The following is a 19670-nucleotide window of genomic DNA, read 5'->3' on the forward strand; positions in this document are numbered from 1 at the left end:
ATCAAGATGTCACTTGGTGGCCGCAGCCCGATCGAATACCGTAAAAGCCTCGGCCTTATACCGTAAAAACAGTCCAACATTTTGTCCGCACCCCCCTCATCGGCGTCCAAAATTGACCCCCTTAATGCGGTTTGTTCCGGGGCCTGATCCGACGGAACTGATTAATGGTGGAGGCGGGTCAGGCCCCGGTTATGCGCGGTTCTTGAAGCGCCAAGACTCGTTGCCAGTCTCGATGATCTCGCAATGATGGGTGAGCCGATCGAGGAGCGCCGTGGTCATCTTGGCATCGCCGAAGACCGTCGGCCATTCGCCGAAGGCAAGGTTCGTGGTGACGATGATCGAGGTGCGCTCGTAGAGGCGGCTGATGAGGTGGAATAGCAGCTGACCGCCGGACTGGGCGAAGGGCAGATAGCCAAGTTCGTCCAGGATGACGAAGTCGAGGCGGGTCAAGTAATCGGCCATGCGACCCTGCTTGCCGCTACGGGTCTCGGTCTCCAGGCGGTTCACAAGGTCGACGACGTTGAAGAAGCGTCCGCGGGTGCCGCCCCGGATCAGGGCGCGCGCTATGGCAATGGCGAGGTGGGTCTTGCCGGTTCCGGTGCCGCCGATCAGCACGACGTTGCGCTGGTCGGCAACGAAGTTGCCGGTGCTGAGGTCACGCACCAGACCCTCGTTGATCGGCGTGCCGGTAAAGTCGAACTCCTCGATGTCTTTTGCCAAGGGCAGCTTGGCGACGGTCAGTTGATAGCGGATGGATCGTGCCCCTCGCCAGCGGTCTGGAACCGATGGCGACACGCTGGCTCGATCTCCGCGATCTCCGACTGCAGCAGATCGCCGACAATCCGGGGTGGTTCGTGCTGACGCTTGATTGTCGAACCGCACCGTGCAGGTCTTCGCCACCGAGGCCGGAACGCTGTGGAAGCCGTCGAAGGGTCCGGCATAGGGCACAAGGTGCGGGCGTTCCGCCTCGAACATCTCCCAGACCGCCTTCCCGCTTTCCTCGGGATGGCGATGGGTCTTGGCATAGGCCACGCATTTGTCGAGCAACCATGCGTTCAGCTCGTCGAGGCTCTTTACTCGCAGACGCGGCGTGAAGAAGCGCTCCCGCACCAGCCCGACCTGGTTCTCGACCTGGCCCTTCTCCCACCCGGAAGCCGGGGTGCAAGGCCGTTCATTGCGGCGCCATTGGTTCGAGCCCAATGGACGGCGGCTGAACCAGGTAATGGCTGCACATCTGCAGAAAGCGGCGGTTGTATTGGCCACCCGCTTCATCTCCCCCTCCGCTCGCTGACCCTCAGCGAACGGTCTGACAAAACATCAGGGGCGTCAAAATTGGGCGCCGATACCCCGCCTAAGGGGTCAAGATTGAATGCCGAAACACACCCGAGCTCGCGCGCTAAACACGAGCCGATGGTGAAGACCCGATCGCCGCTTTCCAGTCGAAAGCGCGAGGTAATCTTGGGCAGGATAAGGTTGTCCACCACCCGCGGATCATCCAGTTTCGGATGCATCCGCGATTTGCCGACCTGTCGCGCATTGTCCAACGCCTGACTCGCGGCCAGAATGCGATTCCCGGAGGTTCCGACAAGTCGCCTGCTTCCTTCATCCTACTGATCCAGATCGCGCCATTCAGAAATCATTTGAAACGCACGCCGCAGCACGAACTACGCTAAATCAGACAGATACGACAAAAACACGGCGCTGTGCTTTTCAGAACTCGAACCAAGTCCCCAGCTTCACAGCCTCCTCTCCCTGCCCGGAAAGCGGTGTGATGACGCCCAGTTCAACCTTCGCAGGCCCCCACAGATCACGCACGACAGATGTGGCAAGCTTGCTGGAAAAGCCCGTGTCCTCACGCTTCTCGAAGCGGAACTGGTTGATCAACATCAGCCGGTCAAAGGGACGCAGGCCCAGCGTCACCTCGGCCTTGGTCGTGGTTTCGGGGGTCAGATAGGCGATCTCGACACTGGTAAGACCTTGATCGATCCGCGCGGTTTCGGTCGCGCCCGCGACCTTCACCCGCCCCTCGACCGCCAGCCAGCCGCCGCCGGGGATGTGCTGCAGCAGCGGCAAGCCATCCAGCCCCCGACCCCATGCAGCGCCCATCTGGGCCACCGGCATCACCTCTCCGTCGCGCTGAACAGCGCCAAGACCAGAGGAAATGGTGAAACGATTTGCGCCCTGCCCCCGGTCCAACGCACGCTGCCACCAGATCATCACGTTGGTCTCGCCCGCATTGGCACGGCCCAGCTCCAGCCCCAGCGTCGTGCGCGGCGACAGACCGTATTCGGTGTAAAGCCCGGCATAGCTGTTTCCGTCCCGGTCCCGCTCACCCGAGAAGGACAGAAACACCCCGCCCTCCTCTCGGGGCCATGGGCCCGCCAGCGCAGGATGCGCCAACAGGATCAGAAAAACCGCCAGAATGCGCGCCACGCCATGCCCTTTCGATTCCTAGCCAAAACTAGCCGCGCGTCGTTAGCGAAAGGTTAATGCGCAAAAGAAAACGCCCCGAGGAAACCTCGGGGCGTTCCATTTCCAAAAGCCGGGCTGAAAATCAGCCGCGCTCTTCGACGATGACGGCCAGATGCGGGATCTTGGCGACCATGCCGCGGACAGCCGGGGTATCTTCCAGCTCGCGGGTGCGGTTCATCTTGTTCAGGCCCAGACCTTTCAGCGTCTCACGCTGGATGGCGGGGCGGCGGATCGGCGAGCCGATCTGCTTCACGACGATGGTTTTTGCCATGTTATCCGTTCCTTACGCTTCGACGGCTTCAGCAGCCGGCTTGTCGTTCGAAGGAAGGATCTCGGCCACTTTCTTGCCACGACGCTGTGCGACGTTGCGGGGCGAGGCTTCCTTTTTCAGACCGTCGATGGTGGCGCGGATCATGTTGTAGGGGTTCTGCGAACCTTGCGATTTCGCAACAACGTCCTGAACGCCCAGCATCTCGAACACGGCACGCATCGGACCACCGGCGATGATCCCGGTCCCCGGAACGGCAGTCCGCATGATCACTTTACCGGCGCCGTGACGGCCTTCGATGTCGTGATGCAGCGTGCGGCCATCGCGCAGCGGCACGCGGATCAGGCCGCGTTTCGCCTGTTCGGTCGCCTTGCGGATCGCCTCGGGCACTTCTTTCGCTTTACCCTTGCCGAAACCGACACGGCCGCGCTGATCGCCGACAACGACCAAAGCAGCAAAGCCGAAGCGCTTACCACCCTTGACGGTTTTCGACACACGGTTGATCGCGACCAAACGGTCGGCGAATTCCGGGGTCTCTTCGCGCTCTTCGCGGCGACCCCGACGGTTGTTTTCACGTTCTGCCATAAGGCATCCCTTCACAGGTTGGCGCAAAGCGCCGTTTCATTCAATCCAAGTGGGCGCCCCATAAGGACGCCCCCGGATCATCGGGACGGCGAAACCGCCGCCCACAGGATCAGAACTTCAGACCGCCTTCGCGGGCTGCGTCTGCCAGTGCCTTGATCTTGCCGTGGAACAGGAAGCCGCCGCGGTCGAAGATGACCGTATCGACGCCTGCTGCCTTGGCGCGCTCGGCAATGGCCGAACCGATTTTCGCCGCAGCTTCCAGGTTGTTCTTGCCAACAACGCCCAGATCTTTTTCCAGCGACGAGGCCGAGGCCAGGGTGACCCCTTTCACGTCGTCGATCAGCTGGACGCTGATGTTCTTGGAAGAACGGTGAACGGACAGACGCGGACGACCGTCCGAGATTGCCCGCAGTTTGTTCCGCACGCGCAGGCGGCGCTTCAGGAACAGCTCTCTTTTCGTCAGTGCCATTTTGCGCCCCTTTACTTCTTCTTGCCTTCCTTGCGGAAGACGACCTCACCCTTGTAGCGGATGCCTTTGCCCTTGTAGGGCTCGGGCTGGCGCCACTCACGGATGTTTGCCGCGACCTGGCCGACCTGTTGCTGGTCGATGCCTTCGATCACGATTTCGGTCTGCTTCGGCGAGGTGATGGTCACGCCATCGGGCGTTTCGAAGTTCACGTCGTGCGAATAGCCCAGAGCCAGTTTCAGGGTTTTGCCCTGCATCGAGGCGCGGTAACCCACACCCTGGATCTCAAGCTCTTTCTTGAAGCCGGTGCTGACACCAACCGTCAGGTTTTCCACCATCGAGCGGGTCATGCCCCACTGCTGGCGCGCACGCTTGGAAAGGCCACGGGGGGTCACTTTCACAGCGCCGTCTTCCAGCGACAGGGTCACATCATCGGTCGCGGTGAAGCTGCGGGCGCCTTTCGGGCCTTTCACTTCGATCGTCTGACCTTTGATCTCCGCGGTCACGCCTTGCGGGAGGGCGACCGGTTTTTTACCAATCCGAGACATCTCTGCCCTCCTTAGAACACGGTGCAGAGCACTTCGCCGCCAACGTTGGCATTGCGTGCTGCTGCGTCCGACATGACACCTTTCGGCGTCGAGACGATGGAAACACCCAGGCCGTTGCGGACCGACGGGATTTCCTTGACCGAGGCGTAAACCCGGCGACCGGGTTTGGACACACGCGCGAGTTCGCGGATGACCGGGGTGCCTTCGTAGTATTTCAGGCTGATTTCAATCTCGGCATGGCCGGACTCGGAAGTCACGTTCTCATAGCCGCGGATGTAGCCTTCAGCTTTCAGCACGTCCAGAACCCAAGCGCGCAGCTTGGAGGCCGGGGTGCGGACGGTCGATTTGCCGCGCATCTGAGCATTGCGGATGCGGGTCAGCATATCGCCGAGCGGATCGTTCATCATTGTATATGCCCCTTACCAGCTGGACTTGACCATGCCGGGGATCTGACCGAACGAGCCAAGCTCGCGCAGCATGATCCGCGACAGTTTCAGTTTCCGATAGTATGCGTGCGGACGACCGGTCAGTTGGCACCGGTTGTGCAGACGCGTCGCCGAGGAATTGCGCGGCAGTTCAGCCAGTTTCAGGCTGGCCTTGAAGCGCTCTTCCATCGGGCGGGACTGGTCGTGGACAACTTCGTTCAGAGCGGCACGCTTTGCAGCGTATTTCTGAACCAGTTTCTCGCGCTTCTTCTCGCGCTCGACCATGGATTTCTTAGCCATATCTTCTTCCCTCCGCGATCAGCTGTTGAACGGCATGTTGAAATGCTTCAACAGCGACTTCGCTTCCGCGTCGGTCGGCGCGGTGGTGCAGATGATGATGTCCATCCCCAGAACTTCGTCGACCTTGTCGAAGTTGATTTCCGGGAAAACGATGTGCTCTTTCAAGCCCATGGCATAGTTGCCACGACCGTCGAAAGAGGTGCCTTTCACGCCGCGGAAGTCGCGGACGCGGGGCAGTGCGATGTTGATCAGACGGTCCAAGAATTCATACATCCGGTCGCCGCGCAGCGTCACTTTCGCACCCAGAGGCATCTCTTCACGCACGCGGAAGCCGGCGATCGACTTTTTCGCATGGGTGACGACAGCCTTCTGGCCAGCGATGAGCGACAGCTCTTCGGCGCCTTGCTTGACTTTCTTGGTGTCCTTGACGGCCTCGCCGATGCCCATGTTCAGGACGATCTTGTCCAGACGGGGGATCTGCATGTCGTTCTTATAGCCGAACTCTTCTTTCAGGGCAGCGCGGATGCTGTCCTTGAAAAGCGACTTGAGACGCGGGGTGTAGGTGGCTTGGTCCAGCATCAGATCACGTCTCCCGTGGTCTTGGCGAAGCGGACTTTCTTGCCGTCTTCTTCGCGGAAGCCGACGCGGGTCGCTTTGCCGTTCTTGTCCATCAGCGACAGGTTCGACAGGTCGATCGGCATGGCTTTCGCCACGCGGCCGCCTTGCGACGTCTGGGTCTGACGGGTGTGACGGATGGCGATGTTGACGCCGTCAACCACAGCCTTGTTCTCTTTCGGGAACACAGCCGCGATCTCGCCCTGCTTGCCCTTGTCCTTGCCGGCAAGGACGACGACCTTGTCGCCTTTTTTCAGCTTGGCAGCCATCACAGCACCTCCGGCGCAAGCGAGATGATCTTCATGAAGTTCTTGGCGCGAAGTTCACGAACCACCGGCCCGAAGATACGCGTGCCAACCGGCTCACCCTGGTTGTTCAGGATGACGGCAGCGTTGCGGTCAAAACGGATCGAGGTGCCGTCTTCACGGTTCACTTCTTTTGCGGTCCGAACGACGACGGCCTTGCGAACGTCACCTTTCTTCACGCGGCCCCGAGGAATGGCTTCCTTGACGGAGACGACAATGATGTCGCCCACCGACGCATAGCGACGGTGCGAACCACCCAGGACCTTGATGCACTGAACCCGGCGAGCGCCGGAGTTGTCAGCAACATCCAGATTGGTCTGCATCTGGATCATAGGGTTACTCCCGACCTTTGGGGACCGCGCGATGCGGCCCCAGGGTTTCGATTAGACGGTTGCGTCAACCAGAACGGTCCAACGCTTGGTTTTCGAGATCGGCGCGCATTCGATGATGCGAACGGTATCGCCGACCTTGAACTGGTTCTCCGCGTCATGTGCGCGGTATTTCTTGGACGACCGCACGGTTTTGTGCAGCAGCGGGTGCTTGAAGCGACGCTCGACCAGAACGGTGACGGTCTGTTCGTTCTTGTCGCTGACGACCTTGCCTTGCAGGATGCGTTTGGGCATGGACCGGGCTCCTTAGTTCGACGCAGCGGCTTGCGCCGCTTTCTGGTTCAGAATCGTTTTCACGCGGGCAACGTCACGTTTGACGGCACGCATACGAGCGGTCGATTCCAGTTGGCCGGTGGCCTGTTGGAAGCGCAGGTTGAACGCTTCCTTTTTCAGCGAGAGCAGCTGCTCTTTCAGCTGATCCGGCGTCTTGTCTTTAAGTTCTTGCGCTTTCATGCGCCTCTTCCTTTCAACATCACCGGAGGGCCCTTGCTGCGCAAGGCCACCCTGATTCCGGTGGAGTTTCATGATGAAGGCTTGCCCATACAGGTCTGCCCCCTTTTTTGCAAGCCTTATTCACAGAAAGGCCACAAATGACGCGGCCCGCCACTTGCGCGGCGGGCCTTTGTTTTCAGGCTTTCCGGGCATTCGCCCTTGGCCTTACCAGTCTTCGCGCGCAACGATGCGGGTCAGAACCGGCAGTTTGTTGGCGCCCAGGCGCAGGGCTTCACGCGCGATCTCGTCGGACACGCCGTCGATTTCGAACATGATGCGGCCGGGGTGGACGCGGGCGGCCCAGTAATCCACCGAACCTTTACCTTTACCCATCCGCACTTCGGTCGGCTTCGAGGAAACCGGCAGGTCCGGGAAAATCCGGATCCAGACGCGGCCCTGACGCTTCATGTGGCGGGTGATCGCGCGGCGGGCCGCTTCGATCTGGCGGGCGGTCACACGCTCCGGCTCGGTGGCCTTCAGCGCGTAGGAACCGAAGTTCAGGGCAAAACCGCCCTTGGCTTCGCCGTGGATCCGGCCCTTGTGCTGTTTGCGGAACTTCGTCCGTTTCGGTTGCAGCATTGTCGTTTCTCCTTAGCGCGCGTCGCGGTCGCGATCACGACGCGGTCCGCGAGGAGCCGGGCCATCCTGCGCTTCGGTCGCGCGACGGTCACGGGCCTGCGGATCATGTTCCATGATCTCGCCTTTGAAGATCCAGGTCTTCACACCGATGATCCCGTAGGGGGTCGTCGCTTCCGACAGCGCATAGTCGATGTCGGCGCGCAGGGTGTGCAGCGGCACACGGCCTTCGCGATACCACTCGGTCCGTGCGATCTCGGCACCGCCAAGACGGCCCGAAACGTTCACACGGATGCCCAGTGCGCCCATGCGCATGGCGTTCTGAACCGCACGCTTCATGGCGCGACGGAACGAAACGCGGCGCTCAAGCTGCTGAGCGATCGACTCGGCGACCAGTTGGGCGTCCAGTTCGGGCTTGCGGACCTCAACGATGTTCAGGTGCAGTTCCGAAGCGGTGAAGTTCGTCAGCTTCTTGCGCAGGGTTTCAATATCGGCACCTTTTTTGCCGATGATGACACCCGGACGCGCGGCATAGATCGTGACGCGGCACTTTTTGTGCGGACGCTCGATGATGACGCGGCTGACGCCTGCCTGCTTGGCCTCGTTATGAACGAAGTCACGGATTTTCAGGTCTTCCAGCAACAGGTTGCCGTAATCCTTGTCATCCGCATACCAGCGGCTGTCCCAGGTGCGGTTGACCTGAAGACGCATCCCGATGGGGTTTACCTTCTGACCCATTACGCACGCTCCCCTGCTTCGACGGTCTCGACCTGGCGAACCTTGATGGTGATTTCCGAAAACGGCTTCATGATCTTGCCGTAACGGCCACGGGCGCGCGGGCGACCGCGTTTCATGACCAGGTTCTTGCCAACCCAGGCTTCGGCGACGATCAGGTTATCGACGTCCAGGTTGTGGTTGTTTTCGGCGTTGGCGATGGCCGACTGAAGGCATTTCTTCACGTCGCCCGCGACACGCTTGTGCGAGAAGGTGAGGTCGGCCAGAGCCTTGTCCACCTTCTTGCCACGGATCAGCGCCGCAACCAGATTCAGCTTCTGCGGCGAGGTGCGAAGCATCTTGGTCTTCGCAAACGCCTCGTTCTCCGCCACGCGGCGCGGATTCTGTTCCTTACCCATGGGGATTACTTCCTTTTCGCTTTCTTGTCGGCGGCGTGACCGTAATAGGTCCGCGTCGGCGAGTATTCACCAAACTTCTGGCCGATCATCTCCTCGGTCACGGCGACCGGGATGTGCTTCTGGCCGTTGTAGACGCCGAAGGTCAGGCCGACAAACTGCGGCAGAATGGTCGAACGACGCGACCAGATCTTGATGACATCCGACTTGCCGGACTCGCGGGCTTTTTCCGCCTTGCGAAGCACGTATGCGTCAACAAAGGGGCCCTTCCAAATAGAACGTGCCATGGATTAGCGCCCCTTCTTCGCGTTGCGCGACCGCAGGATATACTTGTCGGTCGACTTGTTCGTGCGGGTCTTGTTGCCCTTGGTGCCTTTGCCCCAGGGCGTGACCGGGTGACGACCACCGGAGGTGCGGCCTTCACCACCACCATGCGGGTGGTCGATCGGGTTCATTGCAACACCGCGGACGCTCGGGCGGATGCCCTTGTGACGGTTGCGGCCCGCTTTACCCAGGTTCTGGTTCGAGTGGTCCGAGTTCGACACGGCGCCGATGGTTGCCATGCATTCCTGACGCACCATGCGCAGCTCGCCCGAGGACAGGCGGATCTGGGCATAGCCACCGTCACGACCGACGAACTGGGCATAGGTGCCTGCCGAACGGGCGATCTGGCCGCCTTTGCCGGGCTTCAGCTCGACGTTGTGGACGATCGTGCCGATCGGCATACCCGAGAAGGGCATCGCGTTGCCGGGCTTCACGTCAACCTTGCTGCCGGCGATGACCTTGTCACCGATAGCCAGACGCTGCGGAGCAAGGATGTAGGCCTGCTCGCCGTCTTCGTATTTGATAAGCGCGATGAACGCCGTGCGGTTGGGATCGTATTCGATCCGCTCGACGGTCGCCGAAACATCGAACTTGGTGCGTTTGAAGTCAACGATGCGGTAGAGGCGTTTCGCCCCGCCGCCCTTGCGACGCATCGTGATCCGTCCGGTGTTGTTCCGGCCGCCGTTCTTGGTCAAACCCTCGGTGAGGGATTTGACCGGGCGCCCTTTCCAAAGCTCCGAACGGTCGATCAGAACCAGCCCACGCTGGCCAGGCGTCGTCGGTTTATACGACTTGAGTGCCATGCTTTCTGTCTTCCGTTGCTTTGGACCGTTGCTGGTCCGTTTCAGTCAAAAGGCAACGGCCCCGTTGCCGGGGCCGTCGATTCGCAGTCTCTTATCAGAGACCGGTCGACACGTCGATGCTGTTGCCAGCTTCAAGCGTCACATAGGCTTTCTTCACGTCCGAGCGCACGCCGGGGCGGCCCTTGAAACGCTTGGTCTTGCCTTTGGTGATCGTGGTGTTGACCGCTTTCACCTTGACGTTGAACAGAGCTTCGACCGCTTCTTTGATCGCGGGCTTGTTCGAATCCTTGGCCACTTGGAAAACGTAAGCGTTGGCGTCGGACACCAGCGTCGCTTTCTCGGTGATCAGCGGCTTCACGATCACGTCGTAATGTTCGGGCTTCGTGGTCATTTCAGACGAGCCTCCAGAGCTTCGACACCAGCGCGCGTCAGCACAAGGGTGTCGCGACGCAGGATGTCATAGACGTTTGCACCCATGGACGGCAGCACATCGACGCCTTCCAGGTTGCGGGCGGCACGGGCGAAGTTCTCGTTCACTTCGGCACCGTCGATCACCAGAACGCGCTTCCAGCCGTTTTCCTTGACCGCTTTGGCAACGGCCGAGGTTTTGGCTTCGGCAATGTTCAGGCTGTCCACGATGACCAGCTCACCCGCCGCGAATTTCGCGGACAGAGCGTGCTTCAGGCCAAGCGCGCGGACTTTCTTCGGCAGATCGAAGGCGTGCGAACGCGGGGTCGGACCCTTGTAGACGCCACCGTGACGGAAGGTCGGCGCCTTGCGGGAACCGTGACGTGCGCCGCCGGTGCCTTTCTGGCGATAGATCTTCTTGGTCGAGTAGCTGACATCCGACTTGCCCAGCACCGAGTGGGTGCCCTGCTGAGCCTTCGCACGCTGCCAGCGCACCACACGGTGCAGCAGGTCGGCACGAGGCTCCAGACCGAAGATGTCATCGCTCAGATCGATGTCACCGGCTTTACCGGCGTCGAGCGAGATCACATCAAGTTTCATTGCTTGTCTCCTTCGGGCGCGGCGTTGTCGTCGGCCTTGTCGGCAGCGATCGAAGCTTCGGCCTCGGCCAGAGCGGCCTCTTGCGCGGCGGCTTCGGCTTCAGCAGCGGCCTTGCGGGCTGCTTCTTCCTCGGCTGCTGCAGCGGCAGCGGCTTCTTCGGCCAGACGGGCGGCTTCTTTGGCTTTCGAACGGGTCGCAGCCGGATAGATCGTGGTTTCAGCCAGCGGCTTCTTCACGGCATCCTTGATGGTGACCCAGCCGCCTTTCGAACCGGGGACCGAACCTTTGACCATGATCAGGCCGCGGTCGGCGTCGGTGCGGACGACTTGCAGGTTCTGCGTGGTGACGCGAACGGCACCAAGATGGCCAGCCATCTTCTTGCCTTTGAACACCTTGCCGGGGTCCTGGCACTGGCCGGTCGAACCGTGCGAACGGTGCGAGATCGACACACCGTGCGAGGCGCGCAGACCACCGAAGTTGTGACGCTTCATCGCACCGGCAAAGCCTTTACCGATCGAGGTGCCGGCGATGTCGACGAACTGACCCGCGAAGTAGTGGTCGGCGATGATTTCTTCGCCCACTTCGACCAGGTTTTCGGCGGCAACGCGGAATTCCGCGATCTTGCGCTTGGGGGCGACATTCGCTTTTGCGAAGTGACCACGCAGAGCGGCAGTCGTGCGTTTGGCTTTCGCCTCGCCCGCGCCGAGCTGCAGAGCCACGTAACCGTCTTTCTCGGTCGTGCGCTGAGCGATGACCTGCACGTTATCGACGTGCAGAACGGTGACGGGAACTTGACGCCCGTCTTCAAGGAACAGCCGGGTCATGCCCAGCTTCTTGGCGATAACACCAGTCCGCAGCATGTGAGCCTCCTTAGACTTTGATCTCGACGTCCACGCCAGCGGCGAGGTCGAGCTTCATCAGCGCGTCCACGGTCTGGGGGGTCGGGTCAACGATGTCGAGAAGACGCTTGTGCGTACGGATTTCCCACTGGTCGCGCGACTTCTTGTCGATGTGCGGACCGCGCAGAACGGTGAATTTCTCGATCTTGTTCGGCAGCGGAATCGGACCACGGACGGTAGCGCCGGTGCGCTTGGCGGTGTTCACGATTTCCTGCGTGCTGGCATCCAGAACGCGATAGTCGAACGCCTTGAGCCGGATGCGGATATTCTGGCTTTGCATAGACATCCCTCTTGCGGGGAGTTCCAGTTGAGAGGCTGACAACGCACCACGCGCCGCCAGCGTCGAACCGTATAAAATAAGTGCAGGCCGCCCCATTACTTGGCGGCCCGACAGAATGCAACCGATTCTTGACAGACCGGTGGCGATGGGGGCTTTTGCCTTAGGTCAGGGGGTATGTCAAGATATGCTTCTTCGATACCGCGAGAGTTGGTTCGGATGCAGCAGTTCGACGCCATTGCTCTCTGCAAGCGTGCGCGCAGAGCGCGTATACCCGCTTTTTGCGACAACGATAGCAAAATGCGCTCGATAGTGCGGCCGCCCGGCACTGACCTGCTGCACCGCATCGTTGCCTACCGGTTTTTCATGCAATTTGCACTGGACAACACCGGTTTGCCCGTGCCGTGTAATCACCAGATCCACGCCCTGGTCGCCAGACTTGGATGTCGGACTTACGGACCACCCTGCAGCCTGAAGCTGCTGCTGGCACCAGGTCTCGAAGGCAATTCCTCTCGACTGATTGCTTCTTGTCTCCACCGAGCAAACCGCAAAAGACGCCGGTGAAGTATTCGCTTGTTGGCGGCACGTTTTTAATAGCGCTGACGCCAAATGCTGATGATAAAACTGCTTCAGCGTCATGCGCTCTTCAGCCAAGATTTTGCGCTCAAAGGGAGTTAGGCCACTCTCCAGAAACTCAACAATCTCTTTGTGGAACCGATCTTCATTTTCCACATCCATGTGACTGTATGTCACAGTCACAAAATAGGTTCGAACAACTTTTTCCTCTACGTCTGCAAGCCTTTTGCGAAGCGTCGCGATAAGTAGCTCGCGCAGATCTAGTCGTTCCCGTTCGACCCTGTAGCGCTCCGTACGCTCCGACCTTGCTCGTTCTGTACGACTATGGATGACCATGCCGGCAGCTAGCCCGATCAACGCACCAGTTGGTCCCAAAACTGCATAACCCAAGCCTATCAGTATCGGAAAATACAAGATCCAAGGCCGCTCATCCAACATACTTCTCTCCGACAGATGCGCTTGGCGTCGTCATTCAAAACCCGACTGCAAACTTTGTTAGAGTAACTCTATGCGGGACGCCCCCCTGGGGTAGCGGCTATTTCCCCTTCACCGTTTCCCAAATACCTACCCTCCCCGCCTCCTTCATCCTTCTTCGTTTCCCAAACACTCACGCGATATTGGCGCAGGCGAAAAGGCCGCCCCATTCGGAGCGGCCCTGCGTCGCCATGATATCCGCAGGCGGATCACCCGGCGAAAGCGAAAGGGGCGCGGTTCACCGCGCCCCGATCTCAGATCAGGATCTTCGACGCATCCATGGGGGCGCGTCTCACGATCAGCCAGCAAGCGATGCTTACTTGATGATCTTCGACACGACCGGTCTGGCGCGTCAGATCATCACTTGATGATCTTCGACACGACGCCTGCGCCGACGGTGCGGCCGCCTTCGCGGATGGCGAAGCGCAGCTTCTCTTCCATCGCGATCGGTGCGATCAGCTCGACTTCGAACTTCAGGTTGTCGCCCGGCATCACCATCTCGGTGCCTTCCGGCAGCTTCACCGTCCCGGTCACGTCCGTCGTGCGGAAGTAGAACTGCGGGCGGTAGTTGCCGAAGAACGGCGTGTGGCGGCCGCCTTCTTCCTTGGTCAGGATATAGGCCTCGGCTTCAAAGGTCGTGTGCGGCGTCACCGATTTCGGCTTCACCAGAACCTGACCACGCTCGACGCCGTCACGGTCGATGCCGCGCAGCAGAACGCCGACGTTGTCGCCAGCCTCACCGCGATCCAGCAGCTTGCGGAACATTTCCACGCCGGTGCAGGTGGTTTTCTTGGTGTCGCGGATGCCCACGATTTCCAGTTCGTCGCCCACGTTCACAGCGCCACGCTCGATCCGGCCGGTCACAACCGTACCGCGGCCCGAGATCGAGAACACGTCTTCGATCGGCAGCAGGAACGGCTGGTCAACCGCGCGCTCGGGCGTCGGGATGTAGCTGTCGACAGCCGCGATCAGTTCGCGGATCGAGTTCTCGCCGATTTCCGCGTCGCGACCTTCCAGAGCGGCCAGAGCCGAACCCTTGATGATCGGAATGTCGTCGCCCGGATAGTCATAGGAGGACAGCAGCTCGCGCACTTCCATCTCGACCAGTTCCAGCAGCTCGGCGTCATCCACCTGGTCGACCTTGTTCAGGTAGACGACCATGTAGGGAATGCCGACCTGACGGCCCAGCAGGATGTGTTCGCGCGTCTGCGGCATCGGGCCGTCAGCAGCGTTCACAACCAGGATCGCGCCGTCCATCTGCGCCGCACCCGTGATCATGTTCTTCACGTAGTCGGCGTGGCCGGGGCAGTCGACGTGGGCGTAGTGACGCGATTCCGACTCGTATTCCACGTGCGCGGTCGAGATCGTGATGCCGCGTGCACGCTCTTCCGGTGCGCCGTCAATCTGGTCGTAAGCCTTGAACTCGCCGAAATACTTCGTGATCGCAGCCGTCAGCGTCGTCTTGCCGTGGTCAACGTGACCAATGGTCCCGATGTTAACGTGCGGCTTGTTACGTTCAAACTTTGCCTTTGCCATAGCAGGGCTCCTTGAATGCTTGTTATTTCATGAGGAGAAGGCGGGGCTGTTCACCCCGCCGTCCCGATCAGGCGTATTTCTTCTGGATCTCGTCCGAGATGTTCTGCGGCACGGCCTCATAGTGGTCGAACAGCATGGTGAACACGGCGCGGCCCGACGACATCGAACGCAGGTTGTTGATGTAGCCGAACATGTTCGCCAGCGGCACGAAAGCGTCGATGACGTTCGCGTTGCCGCGCGAGTCCTGACCACGGACCATACCACGACGGCTGGTCAGGTCGCCGATGATCGAACCGGTATATTCTTCCGGCGTCACGACTTCGACCTTCATGATCGGTTCCAGCAGTTTCGCACCGGCCTTGCGCAGACCTTCACGCATCCCTGCACGAGCAGCGATTTCGAAGGCCAGCACCGAGGAGTCGACGTCGTGGAACGCACCGTCGGTCAGCGCGACCTTGAAGTCGATCACCGGGAAGCCTGCCAGCGGACCCGAGTCCATGACCGACTTGATGCCTTTTTCGACGCCCGGAATGTATTCCTTGGGCACTGCGCCGCCGACGATTTTCGATTCGAACGAATAACCTTCGCCCGGCTCGGTCGGGGTGATCTGCAGTTTGACGCGCGCGAACTGGCCGGTACCACCGGTTTGTTTCTTGTGCGTGTAGTCGATCTCGGCAGCGGTCGAGATGGTCTCGCGGTAAGCCACTTGCGGCGCGCCGATATTCGCCTCGACCTTGAACTCGCGCTTCATGCGGTCGACCAGGATGTCGAGGTGAAGTTCGCCCATGCCCTTCATGATGGTCTGACCCGATTCCAGATCGGTTTCGACGCGGAAGGACGGGTCTTCAGCGGACAGGCGAGCGAGCGCGAGGCCCATCTTCTCCTGGTCGGCTTTCGACTTCGGTTCCACGGCGATCTCGATCACCGGCTCGGGGAAGGTCATGGTTTCCAGAACCACCGGTTTGGCCGGATCGCACAGGGTGTCGCCCGTGGTCGTGTCTTTCAGACCTGCCAGCGCGATGATGTCGCCTGCGAAGGCTTCTTCGATCTCCTCGCGGTTGATCGAGTGCATCATCATCATCCGGCCGACGCGCTCACGCTTGCCTTTGGTCGCGTTCAGCATCTGGTCGCCCTTTTTCAGGACGCCGGAATACAGGCGCGTAAAGGTCAGCGAGCCGACGAAGGGGTCGTTCATGATCTTGAACGCCAGACCCGAGAAGGGCTGGGCGTCATCTGCACGACGCTCGATGTTACGCTCTTCGGTCTCGTCGCCCGGTGCAAAGCCCATATAGGCGGGCACGTCCAGCGGCGAGGGCAGGAAGTCGATGACCGAGTTCAGCAGGGGCTGCACGCCCTTGTTCTTGAACGCCGAGCCAGCGGTGACCGGGAAGAACGAAAGCGACAGCGTGCCTTTGCGGATCAGGCCGCGCAGGGTTGCTTCGTCGGGCTCGTTGCCTTCCAGATAGGCTTCCATGGCGTCGTCGTCTTGCTCGACGGCCAGCTCGATCATCTTGCCGCGCCATTCGTCGGCCAGATCCTGCAGCTCTTCGCGGATCGGTTGACGGACCCAGCTTGCGCCAAGGTCTTCGCCTTTATAGACCCACTCTTCCATCTTGATCAGGTCGACGATGCCTTCCAGCTTGTCCTCGGCGCCGATCGGGAAAGCGATCGGGCACGGGGTGCCGCCGGTCCGGTCCTTGATCATCTTCACGCAGTTGAAGAAGTCGGCGCCGATCTTGTCCATCTTGTTGACGAACACGATCCGCGGAACCTTGTAACGGTCGGCTTGGCGCCACACGGTCTCGGTCTGGGGCTCGACGCCTGCGTTGGCGTCCAGAAGGCAGATCGCACCGTCAAGCACCGCCAGCGAGCGTTCGACTTCGATGGTGAAGTCAACGTGGCCGGGGGTGTCGATGATGTTGAAGCGATACTTCGTGTCCGAAGTGCCTTCGGTGGTCGGATCTTCCTGGCGCTGCCAGAAAGTGGTCGTCGCAGCCGAGGTGATGGTGATGCCCCGCTCCTGCTCCTGCTCCATCCAGTCCATCGTCGCGGCGCCGTCATGGACTTCGCCGATCTTGTGGGACTTGCCGGTGTAGTAGAGAATGCGTTCCGTGGTCGTGGTCTTGCCCGCGTCGATGTGGGCCATGATCCCGAAGTTACGGTAACGCTGGAGCGGATATTCCCGTGCCATGATGCTTTTCCTTACCAGCGATAGTGGCTGAACGCCTTGTTGGCGTCGGCCATCTTGTGAGTGTCTTCACGCTTCTTGACGGCAGTGCCGCGGCCGTTGACGGCATCGGCAAGCTCGCCCGCAAGGCGCTCTTCCATCGTGTGTTCGTTGCGGTTCTTGGCCGCAGCGATCAGCCAGCGGATCGCCAGCGCTTCCCGGCGGGTCGGACGGACCTCGACCGGAACCTGGTAGGTCGCACCACCGACGCGGCGCGAACGGACTTCGACCGAAGGCTTAACGTTATCGAGGGCTTCGTGGAAGACCTCGATCGGCTCGCGCTTCAGTTTGCCCTGAACGCGGTCAAGGGCCGAGTAAACGATCCGCTCAGCGGTCGATTTCTTGCCATCAACCATCAGGTTGTTCATGAATTTGGTCAGCACGCGATCGCCAAACTTGGCGTCGGGCAGGACTTCGCGCTTTTCAGCTGCGTGACGACGTGACATCTGTGCCTCTCCTTACTTCGGACGCTTCGCGCCGTATTTCGAACGGCGTTGGCGACGGTCTTTGACGCCCTGGGTATCCAGCACACCGCGCAGGATGTGGTAACGGACACCCGGAAGGTCTTTCACACGGCCGCCACGGATCAGCACGACGCTGTGTTCCTGGAGGTTGTGCTTTTCGCCCGGAATGTAGGAGATGACCTCGAAGCCATTCGTCAGGCGCACTTTGGCGACCTTACGCATAGCGGAGTTCGGTTTCTTCGGCGTCGTCGTATAGACGCGCGTGCACACGCCGCGTTTCTGCGGGCACCCTTGCAGGTGCTGCGACTTCGAGCGCTGCACTTTCGGCTGCCGCGGCTTGCGGATCAGCTGTTGGATCGTCGGCATTCGGTTCCCCGTCTTGCTTTCGTCAATACTCGCAGCAAAATTGCTGCACCACTTCTCGACAGCGTCGCACGCGAATCGTGAAACGCCAGAACCCATCCTGTCCCTGTTCGGGAGGACGGGTTTTTTCCAGAGGATCGGGGCAGTTGCCCACCCGGATCGTGACCAATATGGTTCTGGGCACCGGGCAGAGTCGTCCCGGGTGTGCGGCGTATATGGGGAATCGCCCCCTGAGTCAACAGCCCCACCCTGCCCGTTTCCCTGCTTTTCCCGGCCTAAACGCCCCAGCGCGGTCGGTCGGCGCCGGGCAGCGCGAAAGCCCGCGCCGCCTGTTCCAGACTGGGCAGATCTATGCAGAACCGCTCAGCCAGAAGCGTCCGCCAGTCGGGGTCTGTCACGTCCCATTGATAGCCCGCGCCAATCGCACCCGAGTCGTTGTCGTGGTTCAGGAAACGCACGAACATCACCTTGGACGGCATGTTCACGCCCGGCATGGACAGGCCGATCTTCCAATGCGGAAAATGCATGACGCTGCGCTGCGCGTCGGGCGGCAGATAGATCGTCAGACCCGCCACCGCATTATATATGATCCGAGGCTCGACCGAGATGCCCTTTTGCGTCGCTTTCAGCACCAGCCCGCGCGAATAATCGCATGACAGCCTGCCACGCTGTTTCCATAAAGGCCGCATCGCTGCAAAATCGCGGCGCGCGTCCCGGATATAGTCCACGGCGACCGCATCGTCGTCATCCTGACGAAAATGACCCACAACATCGGCCTGCGGTTCGATATAAGGCGTGATGGCCTGCATACAGGCATCCAGATGCGCCTCGATCGGCGGGATCAGGGCCAGCTTGAACTGCGGCGCGATTTCGGTCAGTTCGCGCAATTGCGACATATAGGGATCGGGCAGATCGGGGCCGGTCATCAGGACCATCGTGAAATCCTGATCGGTCTGGGCCAACAGACCGGGCAGCGTCACGTTCTCGAACCAGTGCCAGCGTCTTGCCAGTCGCGCCGGGTCATAAAGGAAAGCCCGGCGCTCGCTGACTGTCTGATGCGACACCTGAAAACCGCGGCCGCCCAGATAGGAAAAGCGGCAAAGCCCCAGCATCTGAACCCGCATTAGACCCGTCCCATCAAGCGACGCTCCCTGATTATGGTGTAAAGACCCGCGCCGACCACCAGGGCCGAGCCGGCCCAGGTCCAGAGGTCCGGCCATTCACCAAAGACGAACAGTCCCAACAGAATGGCCCAGATCAGCGACGTATATCGAAAAGGCGCGACGAATGAAATCTGCCCGACCCGCATGGTGGCGACTGCGGTGATGTATCCGGCGGTCAGAAACAGCGCGGCCAGCCCAAGCAGTGCAAGCTCTCGGACGCTGGGCATCCGCCATGTTTCCCCGACGCCCAGCACGAAGCCCGACACGGTGACCATCAATGCCGCATGGAATGCGATCGTGGACGACCCGACATGGGCCGAAAACATCCGCGTCACCATATCGCGCACGACGATCAGCGCCATCGAGGCCAGTGCAATCACCGACCACATGTCGAACGCCCCCGTGCCCGGACGCAGGATCAGCAGCACGCCGACAAAGCCGATGCAAATCGCGCCAAGCCGCATCCAACCCAAGGGCTCGCGGAAAAACACCGCGGCGGCAAGCGTTACAGCCAGCGGCAGCGCCTGCATGATGGCCGAGATGTCAGCCAGCGCCATCTGGCGCAGCGCGATCAGGTAAAGCACGGTCGAAACAATATCCGCCGCGGTGCGCAGGATCAGCGGAACGACATCGGCACGCGGCACGCTTAGCCGGACTCCACCCTGCTGGATGCGCAAGAACAGCAGCATCAGGATCAGGATCATACCGCCCCGGATCGCCACCGACTGATATAGCGGCAATTCCTGCGTCACCGATTTCATCACGGCGTCGTTGCAGATAAAGCCCGCCGTGCTCAGGATCATCAGCGCTGCGCCGCGCAAATTGTCGGCGGCACTCATGCCCAGAACCGGAGTTTCGGATGGGGGTTCGGCCGTTTGAAATGGCGTGCGCATCGGGTTCCCTGCGAGCATTTTCCCAATGCCTAGGAAACGCGCAGACGAAACGCCAGCACAGCTTACGGATGCCAACGCGACACCCCATGCAA

Annotated in this window: 28 protein-coding genes and 2 pseudogenes; all 30 read right to left on the reverse strand. The window is 60.5% G+C overall.

The window, feature by feature from the left end:
• Positions 1–189 precede the first annotated feature (189 nt).
• The 30 genes and pseudogenes from istB to FN835_RS15210 all read right to left on the reverse strand — a co-directional run bounded on the left by istB (position 190) and on the right by FN835_RS15210 (position 19578).
• Positions 190–869: pseudogene (istB, locus tag FN835_RS15065) on the reverse strand (IS21-like element helper ATPase IstB).
• Positions 868–1255, reverse strand: a pseudogene (locus FN835_RS15070) (IS21 family transposase); the annotation flags it as partial. The pseudogenes FN835_RS15070 and istB, both read right to left, overlap by 2 nt.
• Before the next feature lie 455 nt (positions 1256–1710).
• On the reverse strand, positions 1711–2433 hold the full coding sequence (locus FN835_RS15075; RefSeq protein WP_142664060.1) for a hypothetical protein: 723 nt from the start codon (positions 2431–2433) through the stop codon (positions 1711–1713).
• 121 nt (positions 2434–2554) lie between these two features.
• Positions 2555–2743, reverse strand: a complete 189-nt coding sequence (gene rpmD, locus FN835_RS15080; protein WP_142664061.1) for a 50S ribosomal protein L30 — start codon at positions 2741–2743, stop codon at positions 2555–2557.
• Between the two features lie 12 nt (positions 2744–2755).
• Positions 2756–3325: a 30S ribosomal protein S5 gene (gene rpsE / locus FN835_RS15085; protein WP_142664062.1), complete on the reverse strand. Its 570-nt coding sequence runs from the start codon at positions 3323–3325 to the stop codon at positions 2756–2758.
• A gap of 109 nt (positions 3326–3434) precedes the next feature.
• Positions 3435–3794 (reverse strand): 50S ribosomal protein L18, encoded by a 360-nt coding sequence (gene rplR / locus FN835_RS15090; protein ID WP_142664063.1) that lies wholly within the window; start codon positions 3792–3794, stop codon positions 3435–3437.
• An 11-nt stretch (positions 3795–3805) separates the two neighbouring features.
• Positions 3806–4339 (reverse strand): 50S ribosomal protein L6, encoded by a 534-nt coding sequence (gene rplF, locus FN835_RS15095; protein ID WP_142664064.1) that lies wholly within the window; start codon positions 4337–4339, stop codon positions 3806–3808.
• An 11-nt stretch (positions 4340–4350) separates the two neighbouring features.
• A complete protein-coding gene (rpsH, locus tag FN835_RS15100; protein ID WP_142664065.1) occupies positions 4351–4743 on the reverse strand; it encodes a 30S ribosomal protein S8 in 393 nt (130 codons plus the stop codon).
• 15 nt (positions 4744–4758) lie between these two features.
• On the reverse strand, positions 4759–5064 hold the full coding sequence (rpsN, locus tag FN835_RS15105) for a 30S ribosomal protein S14 (protein WP_142664066.1): 306 nt from the start codon (positions 5062–5064) through the stop codon (positions 4759–4761).
• 18 nt (positions 5065–5082) lie between these two features.
• Positions 5083–5643 (reverse strand): 50S ribosomal protein L5, encoded by a 561-nt coding sequence (rplE, locus tag FN835_RS15110; protein WP_142664067.1) that lies wholly within the window; start codon positions 5641–5643, stop codon positions 5083–5085.
• Positions 5643–5948, reverse strand: a complete 306-nt coding sequence (rplX, locus tag FN835_RS15115) for a 50S ribosomal protein L24 (protein ID WP_142664068.1) — start codon at positions 5946–5948, stop codon at positions 5643–5645. The genes rplE and rplX overlap by 1 nt, the downstream gene beginning before the upstream one ends.
• A complete protein-coding gene (gene rplN, locus FN835_RS15120; protein ID WP_022708219.1) occupies positions 5948–6316 on the reverse strand; it encodes a 50S ribosomal protein L14 in 369 nt (122 codons plus the stop codon). Before rplN ends, rplX begins: the two co-directional genes overlap by 1 nt.
• A 51-nt stretch (positions 6317–6367) precedes the next feature.
• The gene (gene rpsQ, locus FN835_RS15125) at positions 6368–6607 is read right to left on the reverse strand and encodes a 30S ribosomal protein S17 (RefSeq protein ID WP_142664069.1); all 240 of its coding nucleotides are present in this window, start codon (positions 6605–6607) and stop codon (positions 6368–6370) included.
• A gap of 12 nt (positions 6608–6619) precedes the next feature.
• The gene (rpmC, locus tag FN835_RS15130; RefSeq protein WP_142664070.1) at positions 6620–6826 is read right to left on the reverse strand and encodes a 50S ribosomal protein L29; all 207 of its coding nucleotides are present in this window, start codon (positions 6824–6826) and stop codon (positions 6620–6622) included.
• 204 nt (positions 6827–7030) lie between these two features.
• Positions 7031–7444 carry a 50S ribosomal protein L16 gene (gene rplP, locus FN835_RS15135; RefSeq protein ID WP_142664071.1) on the reverse strand — a complete coding sequence of 138 codons (414 nt, stop codon included), beginning with the start codon at positions 7442–7444 and terminating at the stop codon, positions 7031–7033.
• A 12-nt stretch (positions 7445–7456) separates the two neighbouring features.
• Positions 7457–8179 (reverse strand): 30S ribosomal protein S3, encoded by a 723-nt coding sequence (rpsC, locus tag FN835_RS15140; RefSeq protein ID WP_142664072.1) that lies wholly within the window; start codon positions 8177–8179, stop codon positions 7457–7459.
• A complete protein-coding gene (gene rplV, locus FN835_RS15145; protein WP_142664073.1) occupies positions 8179–8574 on the reverse strand; it encodes a 50S ribosomal protein L22 in 396 nt (131 codons plus the stop codon). Before rplV ends, rpsC begins: the two co-directional genes overlap by 1 nt.
• A 5-nt stretch (positions 8575–8579) precedes the next feature.
• Positions 8580–8858, reverse strand: coding sequence for a 30S ribosomal protein S19 (rpsS, locus tag FN835_RS15150; protein WP_142664074.1), 279 nt, complete (start codon positions 8856–8858; stop codon positions 8580–8582).
• 3 nt (positions 8859–8861) lie between these two features.
• On the reverse strand, positions 8862–9698 hold the full coding sequence (rplB, locus tag FN835_RS15155; protein WP_142664075.1) for a 50S ribosomal protein L2: 837 nt from the start codon (positions 9696–9698) through the stop codon (positions 8862–8864).
• Positions 9699–9792: 94 nt separating this feature from the next.
• Positions 9793–10089, reverse strand: a complete 297-nt coding sequence (locus FN835_RS15160; RefSeq protein ID WP_142664076.1) for a 50S ribosomal protein L23 — start codon at positions 10087–10089, stop codon at positions 9793–9795.
• Complete coding sequence (rplD, locus tag FN835_RS15165; protein WP_142664077.1) at positions 10086–10706, reverse strand: 50S ribosomal protein L4; 621 nt, start codon at positions 10704–10706, stop codon at positions 10086–10088. Before rplD ends, FN835_RS15160 begins: the two co-directional genes overlap by 4 nt.
• Entirely contained in the window at positions 10703–11566 is an 864-nt protein-coding gene (gene rplC / locus FN835_RS15170) for a 50S ribosomal protein L3 (RefSeq protein WP_142664078.1), read from the reverse strand. Before rplC ends, rplD begins: the two co-directional genes overlap by 4 nt.
• A gap of 10 nt (positions 11567–11576) precedes the next feature.
• A complete protein-coding gene (gene rpsJ / locus FN835_RS15175) occupies positions 11577–11885 on the reverse strand; it encodes a 30S ribosomal protein S10 (protein ID WP_042247848.1) in 309 nt (102 codons plus the stop codon).
• A 177-nt stretch (positions 11886–12062) separates the two neighbouring features.
• Positions 12063–12896: a restriction endonuclease gene (locus FN835_RS15180; RefSeq protein ID WP_142664079.1), complete on the reverse strand. Its 834-nt coding sequence runs from the start codon at positions 12894–12896 to the stop codon at positions 12063–12065.
• A 396-nt stretch (positions 12897–13292) separates the two neighbouring features.
• On the reverse strand, positions 13293–14468 hold the full coding sequence (tuf, locus tag FN835_RS15185; protein ID WP_142664080.1) for an elongation factor Tu: 1176 nt from the start codon (positions 14466–14468) through the stop codon (positions 13293–13295).
• Between the two features lie 67 nt (positions 14469–14535).
• A complete protein-coding gene (fusA, locus tag FN835_RS15190; RefSeq protein ID WP_142664081.1) occupies positions 14536–16659 on the reverse strand; it encodes an elongation factor G in 2124 nt (707 codons plus the stop codon).
• Positions 16660–16670: 11 nt separating this feature from the next.
• Positions 16671–17141 (reverse strand): 30S ribosomal protein S7, encoded by a 471-nt coding sequence (gene rpsG / locus FN835_RS15195; RefSeq protein WP_142664082.1) that lies wholly within the window; start codon positions 17139–17141, stop codon positions 16671–16673.
• A gap of 12 nt (positions 17142–17153) precedes the next feature.
• Entirely contained in the window at positions 17154–17525 is a 372-nt protein-coding gene (gene rpsL / locus FN835_RS15200; protein WP_022705687.1) for a 30S ribosomal protein S12, read from the reverse strand.
• Positions 17526–17797: 272 nt separating this feature from the next.
• Positions 17798–18646: a putative rhamnosyl transferase gene (locus tag FN835_RS15205; protein WP_142664083.1), complete on the reverse strand. Its 849-nt coding sequence runs from the start codon at positions 18644–18646 to the stop codon at positions 17798–17800.
• Entirely contained in the window at positions 18646–19578 is a 933-nt protein-coding gene (locus FN835_RS15210; protein ID WP_142664084.1) for a DMT family transporter, read from the reverse strand. The genes FN835_RS15205 and FN835_RS15210 overlap by 1 nt, the downstream gene beginning before the upstream one ends.
• Positions 19579–19670: the final 92 nt, after the last annotated feature.

Source organism: Paracoccus laeviglucosivorans, assembly GCF_900182695.1.
GTDB classification, from domain to species: domain Bacteria; phylum Pseudomonadota; class Alphaproteobacteria; order Rhodobacterales; family Rhodobacteraceae; genus Paracoccus; species Paracoccus laeviglucosivorans.